The 17,943-nt window shown below is 66.1% G+C and carries 18 protein-coding genes and 1 pseudogene; 11 read left to right on the top strand and 8 right to left on the bottom strand.

The annotated features are described in order from the left end of the window. Positions 1-7 precede the first annotated feature (7 nt). On the bottom strand, positions 8-2,311 hold the full coding sequence (locus JQT59_RS11785) for a serine/threonine-protein kinase (protein WP_249354587.1): 2,304 nt from the start codon (positions 2,309-2,311) through the stop codon (positions 8-10). An 89-nt stretch (positions 2,312-2,400) separates the two neighbouring features. Beyond that, a complete protein-coding gene (locus JQT59_RS11780; protein ID WP_213576292.1) occupies positions 2,401-3,096 on the bottom strand; it encodes a TetR/AcrR family transcriptional regulator in 696 nt (231 codons plus the stop codon). 95 nt (positions 3,097-3,191) lie between these two features. On the opposite strand from JQT59_RS11780, the gene JQT59_RS11775 reads away from it, so the two are divergent. The 6 genes from JQT59_RS11775 to JQT59_RS11750 are packed head-to-tail and all read left to right on the top strand — an operon-like array spanning position 3,192 to position 9,976. Then, positions 3,192-4,376, top strand: a complete 1,185-nt coding sequence (locus JQT59_RS11775) for a lipid-transfer protein (protein ID WP_213576291.1) — start codon at positions 3,192-3,194, stop codon at positions 4,374-4,376. A 40-nt stretch (positions 4,377-4,416) separates the two neighbouring features. Next, the gene (locus JQT59_RS11770) at positions 4,417-4,848 is read left to right on the top strand and encodes a type II toxin-antitoxin system Rv0910 family toxin (protein ID WP_109333505.1); all 432 of its coding nucleotides are present in this window, start codon (positions 4,417-4,419) and stop codon (positions 4,846-4,848) included. 5 nt (positions 4,849-4,853) lie between these two features. Next, positions 4,854-5,729, top strand: a complete 876-nt coding sequence (locus JQT59_RS11765; RefSeq protein ID WP_213576290.1) for a MaoC/PaaZ C-terminal domain-containing protein — start codon at positions 4,854-4,856, stop codon at positions 5,727-5,729. A 12-nt stretch (positions 5,730-5,741) separates the two neighbouring features. Beyond that, positions 5,742-6,611 carry an SDR family oxidoreductase gene (locus tag JQT59_RS11760; RefSeq protein ID WP_213576289.1) on the top strand — a complete coding sequence of 290 codons (870 nt, stop codon included), beginning with the start codon at positions 5,742-5,744 and terminating at the stop codon, positions 6,609-6,611. 12 nt (positions 6,612-6,623) lie between these two features. Next, on the top strand, positions 6,624-8,837 hold the full coding sequence (locus JQT59_RS11755; RefSeq protein WP_213576288.1) for an acyl-CoA dehydrogenase family protein: 2,214 nt from the start codon (positions 6,624-6,626) through the stop codon (positions 8,835-8,837). Further along, positions 8,834-9,976 carry a CaiB/BaiF CoA transferase family protein gene (locus JQT59_RS11750; RefSeq protein WP_213576287.1) on the top strand — a complete coding sequence of 381 codons (1,143 nt, stop codon included), beginning with the start codon at positions 8,834-8,836 and terminating at the stop codon, positions 9,974-9,976. Before JQT59_RS11755 ends, JQT59_RS11750 begins: the two co-directional genes overlap by 4 nt. 11 nt (positions 9,977-9,987) lie before the next feature. On the opposite strand, the gene JQT59_RS11745 is transcribed toward JQT59_RS11750, so the two are convergent. Together JQT59_RS11745 and JQT59_RS11740 are read right to left on the bottom strand one after the other, a co-directional pair. After that, a complete protein-coding gene (locus tag JQT59_RS11745; RefSeq protein WP_213576286.1) occupies positions 9,988-10,449 on the bottom strand; it encodes a PPOX class F420-dependent oxidoreductase in 462 nt (153 codons plus the stop codon). A 65-nt stretch (positions 10,450-10,514) separates the two neighbouring features. Next, positions 10,515-10,955 carry an Lrp/AsnC family transcriptional regulator gene (locus tag JQT59_RS11740; RefSeq protein WP_213576285.1) on the bottom strand — a complete coding sequence of 147 codons (441 nt, stop codon included), beginning with the start codon at positions 10,953-10,955 and terminating at the stop codon, positions 10,515-10,517. Positions 10,956-11,035: 80 nt separating this feature from the next. On the opposite strand from JQT59_RS11740, the gene JQT59_RS11735 reads away from it, so the two are divergent. Together JQT59_RS11735 and JQT59_RS36855 are read left to right on the top strand one after the other, a co-directional pair. After that, positions 11,036-11,776 (top strand): AzlC family ABC transporter permease, encoded by a 741-nt coding sequence (locus tag JQT59_RS11735; protein WP_213576284.1) that lies wholly within the window; start codon positions 11,036-11,038, stop codon positions 11,774-11,776. After that, the gene (locus JQT59_RS36855; protein ID WP_249354348.1) at positions 11,769-12,098 is read left to right on the top strand and encodes a branched-chain amino acid transporter permease; all 330 of its coding nucleotides are present in this window, start codon (positions 11,769-11,771) and stop codon (positions 12,096-12,098) included. The genes JQT59_RS11735 and JQT59_RS36855 overlap by 8 nt, the downstream gene beginning before the upstream one ends. On the opposite strand, the pseudogene JQT59_RS11730 reads toward JQT59_RS36855, so the two are convergent. Continuing rightward, positions 12,099-13,496, bottom strand: a pseudogene (locus JQT59_RS11730) (diguanylate cyclase domain-containing protein); the annotation flags it as partial. A gap of 136 nt (positions 13,497-13,632) precedes the next feature. Between JQT59_RS11730 and JQT59_RS11725 the strand changes: the two are divergent. Continuing rightward, positions 13,633-14,520, top strand: coding sequence for a DUF8686 domain-containing protein (locus JQT59_RS11725; RefSeq protein ID WP_213576282.1), 888 nt, complete (start codon positions 13,633-13,635; stop codon positions 14,518-14,520). Between the two features lie 5 nt (positions 14,521-14,525). Here JQT59_RS11725 and JQT59_RS11720 read toward each other — a convergent pair whose 3' ends face one another. Beyond that, positions 14,526-14,885: an Rv2640c family ArsR-like transcriptional regulator gene (locus JQT59_RS11720; RefSeq protein WP_109333523.1), complete on the bottom strand. Its 360-nt coding sequence runs from the start codon at positions 14,883-14,885 to the stop codon at positions 14,526-14,528. Positions 14,886-14,977: 92 nt separating this feature from the next. Between JQT59_RS11720 and JQT59_RS11715 the strand changes: the two genes are divergently transcribed. Next, on the top strand, positions 14,978-15,403 hold the full coding sequence (locus JQT59_RS11715; RefSeq protein WP_213576281.1) for an ArsI/CadI family heavy metal resistance metalloenzyme: 426 nt from the start codon (positions 14,978-14,980) through the stop codon (positions 15,401-15,403). Between the two features lie 64 nt (positions 15,404-15,467). Here JQT59_RS11715 and JQT59_RS11710 read toward each other — a convergent pair whose 3' ends face one another. Together JQT59_RS11710 and JQT59_RS11705 are read right to left on the bottom strand one after the other, a co-directional pair. Continuing rightward, on the bottom strand, positions 15,468-16,343 hold the full coding sequence (locus JQT59_RS11710) for an amidohydrolase family protein (protein WP_213576280.1): 876 nt from the start codon (positions 16,341-16,343) through the stop codon (positions 15,468-15,470). A gap of 49 nt (positions 16,344-16,392) precedes the next feature. After that, positions 16,393-16,911: a ribonuclease H family protein gene (locus tag JQT59_RS11705; RefSeq protein ID WP_213576279.1), complete on the bottom strand. Its 519-nt coding sequence runs from the start codon at positions 16,909-16,911 to the stop codon at positions 16,393-16,395. An 82-nt stretch (positions 16,912-16,993) separates the two neighbouring features. On the opposite strand from JQT59_RS11705, the gene JQT59_RS11700 reads away from it, so the two are divergent. Beyond that, entirely contained in the window at positions 16,994-17,920 is a 927-nt protein-coding gene (locus JQT59_RS11700) for a DNA-3-methyladenine glycosylase family protein (protein WP_213576278.1), read from the top strand. The last annotated feature ends 23 nt before the right edge of the window (positions 17,921-17,943 follow it).

The following is a 17,943-nucleotide window of genomic DNA, read 5'->3' as shown; positions in this document are numbered from 1 at the left end:
CGGACGCTCACTCGTGCCGGGGTACGCCCGACACCACGCGGGAAAGTGCGTGTAAGTCTTCCGTCAGCAGGCGAAACAGCCAGTACGCCGCGACGAACGCGAAGACACTTCCGACACACAGCACACGTAGCGCGACCACCACGTGCGGTAGGTCTTCCGGGGGAATGAACGTTGCACCCGCGACACCGAGCAACGGCACCGCGGCGGCCGCGGCCAGGAAGAACATGCTGCGCCGACCCAGCCGGTGCAGCATGCGGGCGTCGGCAGCACTGATCTCCCCGTGCGGCAGGAAGACCGGGTACAGGCAGCGGACGGCATAGAAGTTGACGAAGAAGAACGGATAGACGACGGCGATGGCGCCGCAGACCAGTTGTGCGGCCGTGAAGTGGACGACCGTGTTCCACGGCACCTCACTTCCACTGATCTGCAGCGTGGCCGGGACGATGATGCCGGTCACCGCCCACAGTCCGAGACACAGTAGGGCGCATCGCTGTCCGAGCAGCAGGGTGTCTTTGCGGGCGCGGGCGAGGTGGCCGCCGTCATACGCCTTTCCCTTCCGTAGGCCGCCGGCAACCGTGGTCAGATACAGAGTCATCGAGACGGTGCCCACCACCCCGATCACAAATGCCGTGGCGTAGTCGATTCGCGTGATGCGCTCGAAACTGTTCTGCGCGGTGGGCGGTAGCTTGCTGATGATCAGCGTGGTGTTGTGTTGATAGCTGTACAGAATTGCCAGGAGATTCGGTACTGCGATGGCGAGGAACATGATCGGGTGCGTCCACCGTCGCATCCGCAACCGCCAACTTCCCGGTGGTGGATCGACGAGATCGCGGGCGTGAGCATCGAGACACACGTCGAACTGTTGGGACATTTCGGCGCCGGTGGAGAACCGATCCGTCGGCTCGGGCTCGAGCGACTTCAGCAGCACTCGCCGCAGCGCGCTCGGGCAGTCGTCCGGCAGGTCCGCGATCGCGGGTTCGTGACGGCCGCGGCGTCGTTCGAGCATCGCGTCGAGGGTGGTGCGATCTCCGGGCGGGTGCGTTGCCAGTTCCGCGTCGGGGCCGGTGTCACCGGAGGGCGTGTCGTCGAAAGGCTTTCTCCCGGTGAGCAGTTCCCACAGCACCACGGCAAGCGAGTACAAATCACTTCGGGTGTCGAGGTCTGCCGCGGTCCCCGGCCGATCTGGATGGATCGCCTCGAGCTGCTCCGGCGACATGTACGCGAGTGAACCACCGAAGTACGCGACCGGACTGGTTCCGGGAAGAGTCTCGCTGAAGCTGATGTTGAAATCGGCCAGCTTGGGGACGCCCTCTGCCGTCAGCAGCACGTTGGCGGGTTTGATGTCGCGGTGTAGAACACCGTGTGTGCCGGCGTAGTCGAGGGCCTCGGCCAATCGGCGGCCCAGCCACGCCACGGTCTCCGGCCACGACAGGGCTGCGACCTCCTGACGTACCCGGGATTCACTGGGCCGTATCTCGCCCTTGCTGACCAACTCCCGATCGACTGCCTCGAGCAGCAGAAGTCCGGTACGCATGCCGGGCGCCGTCTCGCGCACTCGCGCGACCACCCCGAGCAACGTGCCACCCGGCACATACTGCATGTACAGCAATCGCAGCATTCGATCGGCGAGGAGGCGCTGATCGAAGACCCGGACGATGTAGTCGTGATCGAACTGGGCGAGGGTTTGCGGCTCGGTTCCGTGGTCCTCGGAAATCTTCACCGCGACCAGTCGTTGCATCGACCGCTGACGGGCGAGGAAGACCCGGGCAAACGCTCCCCGCCCCAGGACCGTCATCAAGTCGAAGTCGTCGACCCGCTGCCCGACGTCGAGATCGCCGAGTTCCATACTCCTCAGGGCCGGCGCCGCGGAGGTGTGTTCGCGGTGGTGGATCGACGTGCTGTGGTACTCGCCGGTGCTCAGCAATTTTTCGAGTTCGTCGGCCTGCGCCGGAAACGTCCGCGTGTATTCCGAGGCGTCGACCGGCTGACCGCTACGCCTGCGTAGATGGAATTCCTCGTAGATCAGGTCTGGCGGTAGCGGCCACCTGCCGAGCTCGGGAAGCTCGTCGCGATACTCGGCCAGCCGCTTCGGGTGGTCGCCGCGGCGCCACCGCTTTTCCAGATCGACCTTGATCAACTCGATCAGCGACACCCTGCGCAGCGCCGGATCAGCGGGCAGGTAATCGGTGAGGTCCGGAGCGGAGTCGGACGACTCCCACGCAGCCGCGAATCGCCCGACGATGTCTCCGACCGCGGTCGACTGTGGCGGCGGGCCGCTGGACACCGTCGCTTCCGGTGTCGGTCGGACCAAGCGCGTCACAAGCTTCTCGGACGCTAGCGGTCGTTCCGTGAACCTCGCCCGGAGAACATGCAGACCATCGTAGCCCGACGATCCCCGCGCTACTGCAGTTCGGATACGGGGGTGGTGAGGTCGATGTGAACGCCGATGCCCTGCAGGTTTCCCTGCAGCACCTGCCAGATCGAGACCTCGAGAAACTGCGCCACCTCGTCACTGCCCAGTGTCGACTGCGGATTGCTCAGCCATCGGTTGACGCTCGCATCCACCAGCCCCACCAATCCGAAGGCCAGCGGCTCCGCAAGATCTGCGTTGTCCGCCACCTTCTCCAGCACGGCCGCCAGCAGGCCGGCGAGCTGGAGTGCGATGGCGGTCTTCGTCCCGGTCACGACACGCGAACCGGTAGTGCGCCTGCTCGGCGACCCGGTGCCGAGGAATTGGTGCAGACGGGGGAATTCGACGATCCACGCCAGGTACGTCTCCACGGCCCGCGCGATGGCTTCACCTACCGTCCCCTCCGGGGTCAGCGTCGGCGCGAGGTCTGCCATCAGACGTTCGATGATGCGTCCGCGGAGCTGCTCGTCGAGGTCGCCCCGGTCGGTGAAGATGCGGTAGACCACCGATCGTGGGACGTCGGCGCGCTGCGCGATCTGCTGCACCCCGACGTCGGGGCCGTCCTCGTTGATGGCGTCCATCGCGGCATCGAGAATCCGGCTTCGGCGTTCCGCCTTGTGATCCTCCCAGCGGGTGGCGCGACCGTCCCCGAGGGGCGAGGTGGCGGTGTCGACTTTGTCCGGCATCCGCCATACGTTACTCACCACGTAGTTGACTGGACAGCACGTCTCACATACTTTTGGTGGACAGCGTGTCACACACACATTTCTCAGGAGCCGCAATGGGTAACAGGGTGTTCGTGGTCGGAGTCGGGATGACAAAGTTCGAGAAGCCCGGCGCACGCGAATGGGACTATCCGGACATGGCGCGGGAGGCCGGCGGCAAGGCCCTGGCCGATGCCGGAATCGACTATCCGCTCGTCGAGCAGGCGTACGTGGGGTATGTGTACGGCGAGTCGACGTCGGGGCAGCGCGCCGTCTACGAACTCGGCCTCACCGGCATCCCGATCATCAACGTCAACAACAACTGCTCGACGGGGTCGACCGCCCTGTTCCTCGCCACGTCGGCGATCCGAAGCGGTCAGGTCGACTGCGCACTGGCACTCGGCTTCGAGAAGATGCAGGCCGGTTCGCTCGGGTCCACGTACGACGATCGCGAACAGCCGATGATGCGCCACCTCCTCGCGCTCGCGGAACTGCAGGAGTTCGCGATGCCGCCCGCGCCGTACATGTTCGGCGCAGCCGGTAAGGAGCACATGGAGCGATACGGCACCACCGCGGAACAGTTCGCCAGAATCGGCGTCAAGAACCACCGCCACTCACAGAACAACCCCTACGCCCAGTTCCAGGACGAGTACACGCTCGACCAGATCCTCGACTCGAAGCAGATCTACGGTCCCCTCACCAAGTTGCAGTGCTCCCCGACATCCGACGGCTCCGGCGCGGTGATCGTGGCCAGTGAAGATTTCGTCGAGAAGCACGACCTCGCCGGTCAGGCAGTCGAGATCGTCGGGCAATCGATGGTGACCGATCTCCCCAGCACGTTCGAGGACAGGAGTGCAATCAGCCTGGTCGGTGCAGACATGACCCGCACGGCCGCCGCTCGCGTCTACGAACAGGCCGGGATCGGTCCCGAAGACATCGACGTCATCGAACTGCACGACTGCTTCTCCACCAACGAATTGCTCACCTACGAGGCGCTCGGTCTCTGCGCCGAGGGCGAGGGCGGCAAACTCGTCGACAACGACGACACCACGTATGGCGGACGCTGGGTAGTCAACCCGTCCGGCGGTCTGATTTCCAAGGGACACCCGCTGGGCGCCACCGGACTTGCCCAATGCAGCGAACTCACCTGGCAGCTCAGGGGAACCGCAGACGCACGGCAGGTCGACGGCGCGAGCGTCGCCCTCCAGCACAACATCGGCCTCGGGGGCGCAGTAGTCGTCACCGCGTACCGCACTCTCTGAAATTCTTCCCACCCACCTCGAACACACCTAGGAGTAACTCATGGCTTCCGTTTCCGTCTCCGCTGCGCTTCCCGCCTCCCCCGACAAGGTGTGGGACGAGCTGTCCAACCTGTCCCGCTGGGAAGAGTGGCTCACGATCCACCAGTCGTGGAAGAGCGAGGTCCCCGCCGAGGTGGCACTCGGATCGAAGTTCACCGAGGTGGTCTCCGTGATGGGCATGGCCAACAAGATCGAGTGGACCGTCACCGAGGTGCAGGTGCCCGAAATGGTGAAGATCTCCGGCACCGGCATGGCGGGTGTCACCGTCGAATTCACGCTGAAGGTCGAGCCGGACGGCGCCGGATCCAAGGCGATCATCGACGCAAGCTTCACCGGCACGATGATCGTCGGCCCCATCGGGAAGGCCGTCGCCAAGAACGCGAAAGCGGATCTGGAGGCGTCCCTGGCCGGGTTCGCCGACATGGTGGGTTGATCCGCATGACCACCCCGACAGTCGAATTCGACACGAGTGGTCTCGGCGAGTGGACGGATCCGGAGCGGTTCGAGGTTACTGCCGAGCGCATCGCCGAATACGCCGCGGCCACCAACGATCCCATCGAACGCCACCTCGCCGGAGAGGTCGCACCACCGGTGTTCGCCGTGGTACCGGCGTTCACCTCGATGGCGCCGGCCGCACTGTCCGTCGCCCCGGTCGAACTGCTCATGAAGCTCGTGCACGGGGAACAGGATTTCTCCTTCCACCGTCCGATCCGCCCCGGCGACAACCTCGTGGTCCGCGCGAAGCCGATCGGATTCGAGGGGCGGGCGAACGGTTCCACCGTCGTCGTGTACGTCGAAACCCGCACAGAGCAGGGCGAGCTCGTCAACGAGCAGTGGATGACCGCATTTTTCCGGAAGGTCGATGCGGGAGCCGGACTCGGCGCGCAGGCACCTGTACACCGGTTCGACGAATCCCTTCGCAGGCAGGCGCCGGTAGCGTCGATCACCCAGCACATCGACGACGACCAGACGTTCCGGTACTCGCCTGCCTCCGGTGATCCGATGCCGATCCACCTGGACGACGAGATCGCGCGGATGTCCGGGCTCCCCGGAATCATCAACCACGGTCTGTGCACCATGGCGTTCACCTCGTGGGCGGCGCTCACCGAACTTGCCGACGGCCGGGTCGAACGTCTCCGCAGGCTCGCGGTGCGGTTCGCCAAGCCAGTCCTGCCCGGCCAGGACATCACCACGCAGTTCCGGCAGGTCGCCGAGTCCACAGGCGGGACAACGTCGTACGCCTACGAGACGACCGTCGGCGACGAACTCGTCATCAAGGACGGCCTCGCCGTCATCGCGGACACCGAGTCTTAGGAGTACGTACACATGGGAACACTCGACGGACGGGTAGCCATCGTCACCGGCGCCGGGCGCGGGATCGGGCGGGAGCACGCCCTGCTCTTCGCCCGGGAGGGGGCCGCCGTGGTCGTCAACGACCTCGGCGGTGCGAACGACGGTACCGGCGAGGACGCAGGCCCCGCCCAGCAGGTGGTCGACGAGATCGTCTCCGGCGGCGGCACTGCCGTGGCGAACACCGACAACGTGGCGTCCTGGGACGGTGCCGAAGCGCTCGTCAATCAGGCGGTCAGGGAGTTCGGCCGGCTCGACGTCCTGGTGAACAACGCGGGCATCCTGCGCGACGCCTTCATCGCGGGAATGTCCGAAAGCCAATGGGACGCCGTCATAGCCGTGCACCTCAAGGGACATGCCGCGACGCTGCATCATGCAGCGGCGTACTGGAAAGCGCAGACCAAGGCGGGCAAGACGGTGAACGCCTCCGTGATCAACACCGCTTCCGCGTCCGGCACGTTCATGCCCAACGCCGGGCAGGGCAACTACGGCGCCGCGAAGGCGGGTATCGCCGCGCTGACGCTCGTCGCAGCCGACGAGCTCGAGCGGTACGGCGTCCGGGTCAACGCGATCGCGCCGATCGCCCGCACCCGGTTGACGCTGGCCACTCCCGGTATGGGCGCATTGTTCGCCGAAGAGGTGCCGGAAGGTGAGTTCGACGCATTCAGTCCGGCCAACATCTCCCCGCTCGTCGCCCGGCTCGCGGATGCGGACTGCAAGATCACGGGCAAGGTGTTTGCGGTGCAGGGCGGAGCCATCTCCGAACTGGCCGGCTGGCACGACGTGAAGACCATCGAGAGCGACGGCCCGTGGACCGTCGCAGACCTCGCCGACCGGCTCGGCTGAAGGGTTTCGGACATGGCCAAGAATACGTATGAACTGGGCCTCGGGCTCACCGAGGAGCATCGCGCCCTCGCCGATTCCGTTCGGGCCTTCGCCGAACGCGCCATCACGTCCGAGCAGGTGCGTGCCGCGGTCGAGTCGAAAGGCGAGGACAAGTTCCCGCCGTTCTGGGACGCACTCGCCGGCCAGGAACTGCTGGGCCTGCACATCCCCGAGGACAAGGGCGGCCACGGCGCCGGGCTGCTCACCCTGGCCGTCGCGCTGGAGGCGCTCGGCCGCACGGTGGCCCCCGGCCCGTTCGTTCCGACCGCACTGTCCGCCGCCCTCGTCGCGGCCGCGGATTCCAAGGTCGGAATCGAGCTGATCCCCGCCCTTCTCGATGGATCACGCACCGCCGCGGTCGCCTTGGGCACCGCGCTCCACGCGCAGGTGCACGACGGCGGATACCGGATCACGGGAAGCGCAGACGCCGTCCTCGGCGGCGAGCACGCCGACATCCTGCTCCTGCCGATCACCGTCGGCAACGACGTCCGCTGGGCCGTCGTCGAGTCGGCAGACGTCACCGTCACCGCGCAGGACAGCATCGATGTACTGCGAGGCTCGGCAAGAATCACGGCAGACGGCGTTCACGTCGGCGCCGATCGGATCCTCGACGGACTGAGTGAACGACGCGTCCGATCGATCGCCGCCGTCGTGCTGGGCGCCGAAGCGATCGGCGTGATGTCGTGGTGTGTCTCCACTGCGGCCGAATACGCCAAGGTCCGTGTGCAATTCGGTCGTCCCATCGGGCAGTTCCAGGGCGTCAAGCACAAGTGCGCCCACATGGGCATCGCCCTGGAGAAGGCCCGCGCCGTGTTGTGGGATGCCGCGTCCGCCCTCGACAACGGCGACGACACCGCAGATTTCGCCGCGGACATCGCCGCCGTCATCGTTCCCGATGCCGCGGTGCAGTGCGCGCAGGACTGTATCCAGGTCCACGGCGGCATCGGATTCACCTGGGAACATGACGCGCACCTGTATTACCGGCGGGCACTGGCCATCCGGGGGCTCCTCGGTACCCGCGAGGAGCGGGCTACCCGCGTCGCCGAACAGTCGCTCGCCGGCACCGCCCGCTCCTCCGAACTGGAACTGCCGGACGAGGCCGAGGCGATTCGGACGCAGGTACGGGCGGAACTCGCCCCGCTCGTCGACCTCGGCGAGGACGACCAGTTGATTGCCCTCGGCGACGGCGGCTGGGTGCAGCCGCACCTGCCGAAGCCGTACGGCCGCAGCGCATCCCCACTCGAACAGATCGTCATCGCCCAGGAGATCAAGGCGGCCGGAATTCCGATGCCGCAGCTGCTGATGGGCGGCTGGGCCGTGCAGGCCGTCGTCGCCCACGGCACCGAGTCGCAGAAGCAGGACCTCGCCGTCCCCACCCTGCGCGGAGATCTGGTGTGGTGCCAACTGTTCAGCGAACCGGGCGCCGGCTCCGACCTCGCGTCGCTGACCACGAAGGCGGAGAAGGTCGACGGCGGCTGGAAGGTGACCGGCCAGAAGATCTGGACCACCGTGGCACAGTTCTCCGACTGGGCCATGCTGATCGCCCGCACCGACCCGTCGAAGCCGAAGCACGAGGGCATCACCTACTTCGTCCTCGACATGTCGACACCGGGGGTCACCGTCCGGCCGCTGCGCGAGATGACCGGGTCGGCGCTGTTCAACGAAGTCTTCCTCGACGACGTGTTCATCCCGGACGAGAACGTGGTCGGGAACGTGAACGACGGCTGGAACGTGGCCCGCACGACCCTCGCGGGCGAGCGGGTGGCACTCAGCCAGAAGATGGAGGCCTACGCCACCGACAAGGACCTGCTCCACTTCGCCCGCGGGCGCAACCTCGGACCGTTGGCACGGTACCGCGTCGGCGAACTGGTGGCCGAAAGCCAGGCCATCGATTTGATCGGCTCCCGGATTGTGCTGAAGCAGTTGTCGGGGGCGGACGTGAGCACCACGTCGAGCGTCGGCAAGTTACTCGGCATGGGCCTCGGGCAGGCGATCGCCGAGTTCGTCGTCGCCGAATTGGGACCGGCCGGTGCCGTGAGCATTCCGGGTGAGCCGAGCGACAAGGCGATGGAGCAGTTGATCGCCGGCCGGGCCACCACCATCTACGGTGGCACGACCGAGGTGCAGCTCAACGTGATCGGGGAGCGCATGCTCGGACTGCCTCGCGACGCGCAGGGGGTGTCGTGACCGGCGGGCCGCTGAGCGGGCTGACCGTCGTCGAGATCGCGAGCCTCGCGCCCGCCCCGTTCGGCTGCATGATCCTCGCCGACCTCGGCGCGGACGTGATCCGCGTCGAACGGGCCGGCGACGGCGGCAACGGGCTGATGGCACCCTCGGGTGTACTCGACCGCGGACGACGATCGATCGCCGTGAACCTGCGCACCCCGGAGGGGCTGGAAGCCGTTCTGGCACTACTCGAGTCAGCCGACATCCTCGTCGAGGGTTTCCGTCCCGGCGTCGCGGAACGGCTGGGCATCGGCCCCGACGACTGCCTGTCCCGCAACCCCGGCCTGATCTACGGGCGCATGACCGGCTGGGGTCAGGAGGGACCCCTCGCGGCGCGAGCCGGGCACGACATCAACTACATCGCGCTCGCGGGCGCGCTCGAACCCATCGGGCGCGCCGGCGAGCGGCCGGTGCCGCCGTTGAACCTGTTGGGCGACTTCGGCGGTGGCGGCCTGATGTTGACGATGGGGATCCTGGCCGCGCTGCACGAGCGTTCCCGGTCGGGCCGCGGACAGGTGGTGGACACGTCGATGGTCGACGGGGCGGCGCTGCTGACGGCGTTCGTCCACGGCATGAACGCCGCCGGGCTGTGGCAGGAGGGCCGCGGGCGGAACGTCCTCGACGGCGCAGCCGCGTTCTACGACACCTACGAGTGCGCCGACGGTCTGCACGTGGCGGTCGGGTGCGTCGAACCGCACTTCTATGGTGAACTCCTCGACGTGCTGGGGTTGAGCGGCGAGGAACTGCCGTTGCAGTACGACCTCGATGCGGCGCCGGAACTGAAGAAGCGCCTCGCCGAGGTGTTCGCGACCCGACCGCGGGACGAATGGGCGGCACTGTTCGCCGATTCCGACGCGTGCGTGTCGCCCGTCCTCTCGCCGTGGGAAGCGCACGAACACCCCCACAACAAGGAACGGGAGACGTTCGTCGAGGTGGGTGGCATCCGCCAGCCCGCACCGGCACCGCGTTTCAGCCGCACCCCGGCGCCCGTTCCCCGGCCGGCGCCGCGGCCCGGGCAGGACACCGATGCGATCCTCGCGCAGGCCGGCTACGACGCGGCGGGCATCGAGCGCCTGCGCTCGGCGGGTGCCGTCGAGTAGGTGACGGGGACCTATCCGCGATCGGTATCCGGTGGGAAGCCACCGGTCGCGATGGGTCCCCACTCGTCGATGGTGATCCGGATGAGGGTTTTGTTCTGCTTCCGCATGGCGTCGCGGTACTCGTCCCAGTCGGGATGCTCGCCGGAGATTCCGCGGAAGTACTCGACCAGAGGTTCGAGCGCATCGGGCATGTCCAGTACCTCGGCCGTGCCGTCGATCTGCACGTAGGCACCGTTGAACTCGTCGGACAGTACGCACACGCTCACGGCGGGGTCGTGCCGCACGTTCGCGGCCTTGGCGCGCTGCGGGTAGGTGGAGACGACGATACGTCCCTCCGCGTCGAGTCCCGACGTGACCGGGGAAATCTGCAGGCCCCCGGACCTCTTGCGGGTGATCAGCACGCTCCGGTGCCGGGGACGGACGAAGTCGAGCAACTCCTCACGCGACACGTGCTGTGCGGTAGCGACGGCCATGGTGCACCTTCTCTTCTCGACGGGTCAGTGCCATCACCCTAGGCGGACCTGGTGACGGGAACTGATCAGTCGACGCTCTTGATCGTCTTCATCGTGATCAGCGAGGTGACCCGCGATACCGCCGGAAGTCCCCCGAGTTTCGTCACCATGAACCGCTCGTAGGTGGCAAGGTCGCGTACGGCAACGCGGATGAAGTAGTCGGGGATCCCGAACAGACGCCGACATTCGATCACCTCGTCGAACGCAGCCACACGCGACTCGAACTGCTCGATGGTGGCCTGGTCGTTCACCCCGATCTCGGCCGTGACGATCACCTGGAAACCACGATCGAGCGCTTCTTGACTGACGACCGCGCGGTAGCCGGTGATGATTCCGTCCGCCTCGAGCTTCTTGACGCGCCGCAGACACGGCGACGGAGTCAGGCCGACGAGATCGGCCAGCTCGGTGTTGGTCAGACTCGAGTCCCGGCGCAGATGCGACAAGATTGCGTGATCGATGGCGTCCATTGATCAATTATTGCGCACAAGCCACTGTATAAGCATTTGTTCGCAATCGCTCACCTCGACGATCGCTATACCTTTGCGTAGTGACCGAATCAGCACCCCACTCGACGGCCGTCGTTGCCGGCGCCGAGGCTCCGCCTTCCTCGGAAATACGCGGCGCACTCCGAGCCTCACTCCCCGTCGGAATCGGGCTGTTTCCCCTCGGTATCGCCCTCGGGGTCCTCGTCGTGCAACAAGGGCTGAGCCCGTGGTGGGCACTGGTCTTCACGTCACTGATCTATGCCGGTTCACTCGAATTCGTCGCCGTGGGACTGGTGACCGCGATGACGCCACTGCCCTACATCGCACTGACAGCACTGCTCGTGAATTTTCGGCACGTCTTCTACGCGCTCAGCTTTCCGCTCGAGACGATCAAGGGCAGGCCGGCACGCCTCTACAGCATGTTCGCGCTCACCGACGAGGCCTACGCCATGGCGGTCACCAGCGACCGCAAAACGGTGTCCGGGCGGATGATCGTGTACACACAGCTGTACCTCCACGCCTATTGGATCGGCGGCGCCGGGCTCGGTGCCGTTGCCGCGCAATGGATCCCGGACAATATCGTCGGCATGGAATTCGCGCTGACCGCGTTGTTCGTCGTACTGTCCATCGAGGCCGTCCGAGCGCAGCGTGGCCTCGCAGTTCCCCTGTTGGGCGTCACCTGCGCTGTGGTCGCGCGCCTGGTCGACGTCGATCACATGCTGCCGCTGGCAATGGGGGCATTCGTGAGTCTTCTCGTCCTTCGATACGTCCTCACTCCACAGAAGGGTGCCGCAGATGCCTGAGTCGGGTTACCTACTCGCCGCCGTGGCCATCATGGCGATTGTCACCTTCGCCCTCCGCGCCGTCCCGTTCGCGGTTCTCCACCCACTGCGTTCCTCGGCGCTGGTCGGATATCTCGGCGTGTTCATGCCGGCCGGAATCATGTCGATCCTGGTGGTCTACTCGCTGAAGAACGTGTCGATCAACGTCCCGGCGCACGGATTACCCGAACTGCTCGCCGTGGCAGCAACGGCTGTGGTGCACCTGTGGCGGAAGAATGCGGTGCTCTCGATCGTGGTCGGGACCGGACTGTACGTGATCCTGATGAACTGGGTGTTCGGCTGAGTAGAGGGCGTACCCGCCGGCACCTCCTGCCTTCGCCCGATACATCGCCGAGTCCGCGCGGCGAACCAACTCTTCCCGCGTGCAATCCGGATCCGAGAGGGCGATTCCGACGCTGCCACTGATCGGCAACTGGAGGTGTGCAACCTGGTTCAGCATCGTGAGGCTGTCGGTGATGCCCTTGGCGACGGCAATTGCCTCGTCGGCATCCGCCAGGTGCTCGCACACGACGACGAATTCGTCGCCCCCGATCCGCGCGACAGTGTCGTTCGGACGCACTGCCGAGCGCAGATGCTCGGCGAGGACGACGAGTACGTCGTCACCACCGGCATGGCCGAGGCTGTCGTTCTGGATTTTGAAGTCGTCGAGGTCGATGAGCAGCAGAGCCATGACCGTACTCTCGCGACGTGCCGCGTCGAGCGCCGAATCGATGCGTCTGCGAGCCAGCGTCAGGTTCGGCAATCCCGTGAGGGGGTCGTGCAAACTTTGATGCAGCAGTTGCGCTTCCGCCTCGATACGGCGGATCGCCGCCGACAGCACACCCGTCACCGAGCGGAGAAAGGACAGATCCCGGTCGGTGTAGTCGCGGGGGCGATGACTGTGCGCGGTGAGAACTCCCCACACGGGGTCGGCACCGATCGGTACACACACCCCGCTCTGTAGTGCACGCCTGGTCATCGCTGTGGTGGAGAAGCGGGTCTCCTGGGTTCTGTCGCGGCACACCACCACCGATTCGGCCGCGGCCGCATATCCAGGCTGTGAGCCCGTACCGGGTGCAAAGCTCGCCGGTCCCGGCGCCGGACCCCGGTACGCGAGAACGGTCAGTTCTTCCCCTCCGCCAGAGATCCGGGCAATGGAGGTACAGCGCACACCCATCAGCGCCGTAGCTGCCCTGGTCGCCGCGTCGAGAAGTTCGTCGAGGTTACCGTCGACGGCGAGTTGGCTCAGCTCGGCGATCGCCTGTTGCTCGCGGGCCCGGTACGCGGCCGCTTCGAGCGCGCTGTGCAGCCGGCGTTCTTCGATCTGCGCACTGCGGCGATCGTGCGCAATCGAGGCAATCACCGCCGGACCGGAGTTGTCGGATTCCACCACGAACGTCGAGATCAGCATGGGGATCGGCTCCCCGGTCACGAAGTGGCGGAGCTCAGTGAGCCCGGACCACTCCCCCCGTTCCACGAGTGCCGACTCCACTTCGGGCGCCTGCACGAGACCGACATCGGTGAAGAACTCCGCCGTCGTCCTCGAGTAGGCGTCGGCGGCGGTGGTGAAGCCCATGAGGCGGGCGCCCGCCGGATTGAGGAAGACGATCCGGCCGGAGACGAATTCCGACAGCACTACCAGCGTCGGGGCCTGCTCGAGGACTGCGAGAAGCATCTGTGAGTTCTGCAGTCGCGATTCCATTGCGGCTCCTCCCTAGCCAGTGGTGCCGTCCACGATATGTCGCAGGTACCCGCGCGTGACGACCGAGCCTGCTTCCGCATCGATCGAGACCACCGATCGACGAACCCGCCCACCCCAACGGCGGTATGTTGCGACGGTGGCAGCCGAGTCACCACTCCTCCTGCGTCACCGGCTCCAATGGGTCGCGGCGGCGCTTCTCCTCGCGCTCGTCTACGCCGCGTCCCTCACCGTCTACGGGTTGAGCAGCAACGCGATCGAGGACGACGCGCCATTCACCATCGACGACGACGTGATCATGGTGCTCGTCACCGCGAAGTCGCTGCAGCCGACGGTCGACCGGATGCAGGCAGAGGTGACGATCGCCGCCGGTCAGGATTACCTCCATGCCAACGGCGACACCCTCAACCGAGATATCACTCTCCTGCTCGTCCCCAGCACCAGCCACGAGCAGATCGTTTTCCGCGAAGGCACCGCGCCCACCACGTTCGACACCGAGTTCATCGCGAACGGCAACGCCGCCACGTGGCCCTTCGACCGGTTCGAGGTGAATCCGATGGTGGTCGAGGCCTACGAGGGCCTCGGCGCCCAACGCGAATTGGTACCCACGGGTGTTCTCCTGGACGGGCGGGTCGACGGATGGAAGGCGAAGGCCGAACCGGTCGCGGTCGACACCGACATCTCCCGGAACGGCATCGGCGTCGACGTGCGGTTGGCGCGCACAGGCGGAAACCTCATCTACGCCGGAATTCTCCTCCTGATGATGACGACCCTCGCCGTTCTCGCCGCCTTCGTCGCATTGCAGACGTTCCGGCGCAAGCGGGCAGTCGACACCGACATGCTCGGCTGGATGGCTGCAATGCTGTTCGCCGTCGTACCCCTGCGCGGGATCCTGCCGGGCAGCCCGCCGATCGGGTCGTGGGTCGACATTGCGCTCACGGTCTGGGTGGTGTCCACGCTGGTCGCGTCACTCGCACTGTTCGTGTTCTGCTGGTGGCGCGACAGCGAGCCCGCGAAAGGAACGTGACCGCGCTACGAGCAGCAGTTCGGATCCAGCACGAAGCGCAGCGCCTCGAGCGCGTCGCGTTGTGGACGGTAATAGACGTTCATTCCGCGCCGGGTGGGGACCACCATGCCTGCCTTCTTCAGTTGCCCCAGGTGATGACTGACGGTCGATTCGGATACACCGACACCGTCGGCGAGGTCGCACGTACAGACCTCACCCTCGCTGGCGGACAACAGGATCGACATCAGCTTGATGCGCACCGGATCGGCAAGAGCCTTGAGCCGCACAGCCACCTCGAGCGCCCCATCGTCCGAGATGGGCCCCGACGCGACCGGGGCGCAGCAGAGTGGTGACGTCGCATCGATCAGGGGCAAGGCCTTGGGCATGAATCCATTGTGCCCACCTTCTTGACATACGTCAAAAAGGTGGCGCATAGTGGAGAAGTAATTCGATATACATCGAAAAGGTGGAGGATCTCATGTCCCGCGTACAGCTCGCCCTCAACGTCGACGACCTCGGTCAGGCCGTCTCGTTCTACTCCAAGCTCTTCGGCACAGCGCCCGCGAAACTAAAGGAGGGGTACGCCAATTTCGCCATCACCGAGCCCCCACTCAAGCTCGTGTTGTTCGAAAACCCCGGTGCGGGCGGCACCATCAATCACCTTGGCGTCGAGGTGGAATCGAGTGATGCCGTGCACTCGGAAATCGCCAGGCTGACCGAGGAAGGGCTGTTCACCGAGGAAGAACTCGGGACCACCTGTTGCTTCGCCAGCCAGGACAAGGTGTGGGTCACCGGGCCCGCCGGCGAGAAATGGGAGGTGTATACGGTGCTCGCCGACAGCGACACGTTCGGCAATGCGCCCGCCCTCGAGCAGGACGCCCCGACCGCGTGCTGTGGGTCGTAATCCTTCAGCCTCCTCAGGGGTCTCCGATCCGCCGGCGCGAGCTCACCAACTCCCCGCCGGCGGATCAGTCGAGCGCGAACAGCGCCGCAGCGTTGTCGTGACACACCGAGCGAAGCCAGTCCTCACCGAGATCGAACCGGGTCAGACCCTCGAGTGCGTCCAGGTACGGATACGGGATGTTGGGATAGTCGCTTCCGAACAGGATGCGTTCCTGCAGGTCGGACAGCCGGTGTACAGCGTCACGCGGAAACGGGGTCGCCTCCTCGGTGTAATCGGTGAACGCCATCGTGGTGTCGAGGTACACACCGGAATAGCGTCCCGCGAGCTCGAGGAACTCCCGATACTCGGGCAAGCCCATGTGGGCGATGATCAGGCGGAGTCGGGGGTACCGCGCCAGCAATTCGCCGATCGGCTCGGGGCCGGTGTACTTGCCCGGCGCGGGACCGGATCCGCAATGGATGACCACCGGCACACCCGCGTCCTGCAACGCTCCCCACACCGGGTCGAGCAACGGGTCGCCCGGGGAATAGTCGCCGACCTGAATGTGGGATTTGAACACCCGGGTGCCCGACTCGATTGCCTCGGACACGTACGCGGCCGCGGATTCTTCCGGATAGAACGTCGCCGTCCGGAGGCAGTCGGGCGTGTGGTGAGCGAAGTCGGCCGCCCACTGATTCAGCCACGCGGCCATCTCCGGCTTGTGCGGATAGATCATGGACGTGAACCGTCGAACCCCGAACGCACGAAGTTGCTCGACGCGCACGTCCTCCTCGTGCCGGTAGCGGATCGGCCACGCTCGCCCGGTGAGGGGGCCCACCGCGTCGAAGTACCGCCAGACCTTCTCCATCACGTTGGCGGGCATGAAGTGGGTGTGGACGTCGACGATGCCGGGCAACCCCAGCGCCCGCCAGAACTCCCGCACCCGCAGATCCTCGGTCACGACTTCTCCTCGATACAGACTTCTCCCGGTACCGGGTGAACCGACAGGATCAGAACAGGGTGAACGCTTCTTCGGCCTCCGCAGGGGCCGCGACCACGGGTGTAGCGGGAGCCGGAGGGGGCGCAGCTACCGGCTCACCGGATGCGACGGCCCGTGCCGCCTCACCGGCGAGTACGTCGGCCATCTCGTTGTAGTGGTTGCCGACGTGACCGCGTACCCAACGGAACCGCACGGGTCCGGAACGCTCGATGATGGCCTGGTCGATGGCCTGGACCAAAGGAAGATTCTTCACGGGGGCACCGGCCGCCGTCTTCCAGCCCTTCCGCTTCCAACCGGGCAGCCATTCCGATGCGCACTTGATGGCGTACTGGGAATCCGACTCGATCAGGAGCGGATCGGGTCCGGGATGCGCGGTGATCGCCTCGAGCAGCGCCCGCAGCTCGGCGATCTGGTTGGTTCCCGACGGTTCACCACCGGATCGGCTGGGACCTTCGTGATTGACCCATGCCCAGCCGATCGCCCCACCGGGGTTACGCAGACAGGATCCGTCGGTACTCACGATGATCATGGCTGGGACTTTACGTGCGCGCCCCGACAACCGCCGGTAGCGGTGGCCGACATGTCGCCGGAGGGCGGATACGCTGCTTGCGATGACGGCTTCGCTGGAGGTGGTCGAGACCACCGTGACCGCGCGGCGTCCACTGGACGTCGCGATGACGTTGCACCCCCTTCAGCGCGGTAAGGGCGACCCCTGTCACCGGCGTGCGGTCGACGGCTCCATCTGGCGGACGTCGGTGCAACCGTCCGGTCCGGTCACCTATCGCCTCACGCAAAGCGACCGGCACACCGTCCACTGTCAGGCCTGGGGCGAGGGTGCCCGCGAGTTGGCGGATGGGCTGAACCGGCTCGTCGGCGAGCAGGACGAGTGCGAAGACTTCGCGCCGGAGCACCCGATCCTCGCCGAGGCCCACCGCCGCTTCCCGCACCTGCGTCTGGGGCGCACCGACCGGGTGATGGAAGCCCTGGTCCCGGCCATCCTCGAGCAGCGGGTCCACGGCATCGCCGCGTTCGCGTCGTGGCGGCGTCTGGTGTGGAAATTCGGCACACCCGCCCCAGGCCCGGCGCCCGACGGAATGCGGGTACCTCCCACCGCGCACGTGTGGCGGCGAGTCCCGTCGTGGGAGTTCCACCGCGTGAACGTGGACCCCGGCCGTGCCCGCACCATCGTGCGTTGCGCCCAGGTCGCGGACCGCCTGGAGAAGATCGTCGACCTGTCCCCCGAGGAAGCGACCCGCCGCTTGATGTCCATCCCAGGGGTCGGCATCTGGACCGCGGCCGAGGTGTCGCAACGTGCGCTCGGTGATGCGGATGCGCTGTCCGTCGGCGACTACCACCTGGCGTCGATGGTCGGGTGGTCGTTACTCGGCAAGCCCCTCGACGACGCCGAGATGGTGGCGTACATGGAACCGGTTCGCCCGCATCGTTATCGCGCCGTGCGGTTACTGCTGGTCAGTGGCAACGCGATCAAACCCAAGTTCGGACCGCGAACCCCCGTCGTGGACCACAGCTGGCACTGAGAGTTCGGTGGTTGCAGAACACA

The organism is Rhodococcus sp. USK13 (genome assembly GCF_018343855.1).
GTDB lineage: Bacteria > Actinomycetota > Actinomycetes > Mycobacteriales > Mycobacteriaceae > Rhodococcus_F > Rhodococcus_F oxybenzonivorans.
The sequence above is the reverse complement of the archived record's forward strand: the minus strand, read 5'-3'. Positions and strand labels throughout refer to the sequence as shown.

What these genes read in the sequence shown, in the direction of transcription:
- JQT59_RS11780 (WP_213576292.1), bottom strand. Translation starts at nt 3,096, where the DNA reads ATGCCGGACAAAGTCGACACCGCCACCTCGCCCCTCGGGGACGGTCGC.
- JQT59_RS11775 (WP_213576291.1), top strand. Translation starts at nt 3,192, where the DNA reads ATGGGTAACAGGGTGTTCGTGGTCGGAGTCGGGATGACAAAGTTCGAG.
- JQT59_RS11770 (WP_109333505.1), top strand. Translation starts at nt 4,417, where the DNA reads ATGGCTTCCGTTTCCGTCTCCGCTGCGCTTCCCGCCTCCCCCGACAAG.
- JQT59_RS11765 (WP_213576290.1), top strand. Translation starts at nt 4,854, where the DNA reads ATGACCACCCCGACAGTCGAATTCGACACGAGTGGTCTCGGCGAGTGG.
- JQT59_RS11760 (WP_213576289.1), top strand. Translation starts at nt 5,742, where the DNA reads ATGGGAACACTCGACGGACGGGTAGCCATCGTCACCGGCGCCGGGCGC.
- JQT59_RS11755 (WP_213576288.1), top strand. Translation starts at nt 6,624, where the DNA reads ATGGCCAAGAATACGTATGAACTGGGCCTCGGGCTCACCGAGGAGCAT.
- JQT59_RS11745 (WP_213576286.1), bottom strand. Translation starts at nt 10,449, where the DNA reads ATGGCCGTCGCTACCGCACAGCACGTGTCGCGTGAGGAGTTGCTCGAC.
- JQT59_RS11740 (WP_213576285.1), bottom strand. Translation starts at nt 10,955, where the DNA reads ATGGACGCCATCGATCACGCAATCTTGTCGCATCTGCGCCGGGACTCG.
- JQT59_RS36855 (WP_249354348.1), top strand. Translation starts at nt 11,769, where the DNA reads ATGCCTGAGTCGGGTTACCTACTCGCCGCCGTGGCCATCATGGCGATT.
- JQT59_RS11720 (WP_109333523.1), bottom strand. Translation starts at nt 14,885, where the DNA reads ATGCCCAAGGCCTTGCCCCTGATCGATGCGACGTCACCACTCTGCTGC.
- JQT59_RS11715 (WP_213576281.1), top strand. Translation starts at nt 14,978, where the DNA reads ATGTCCCGCGTACAGCTCGCCCTCAACGTCGACGACCTCGGTCAGGCC.
- JQT59_RS11705 (WP_213576279.1), bottom strand. Translation starts at nt 16,911, where the DNA reads ATGATCATCGTGAGTACCGACGGATCCTGTCTGCGTAACCCCGGTGGG.
- JQT59_RS11700 (WP_213576278.1), top strand. Translation starts at nt 16,994, where the DNA reads ATGACGGCTTCGCTGGAGGTGGTCGAGACCACCGTGACCGCGCGGCGT.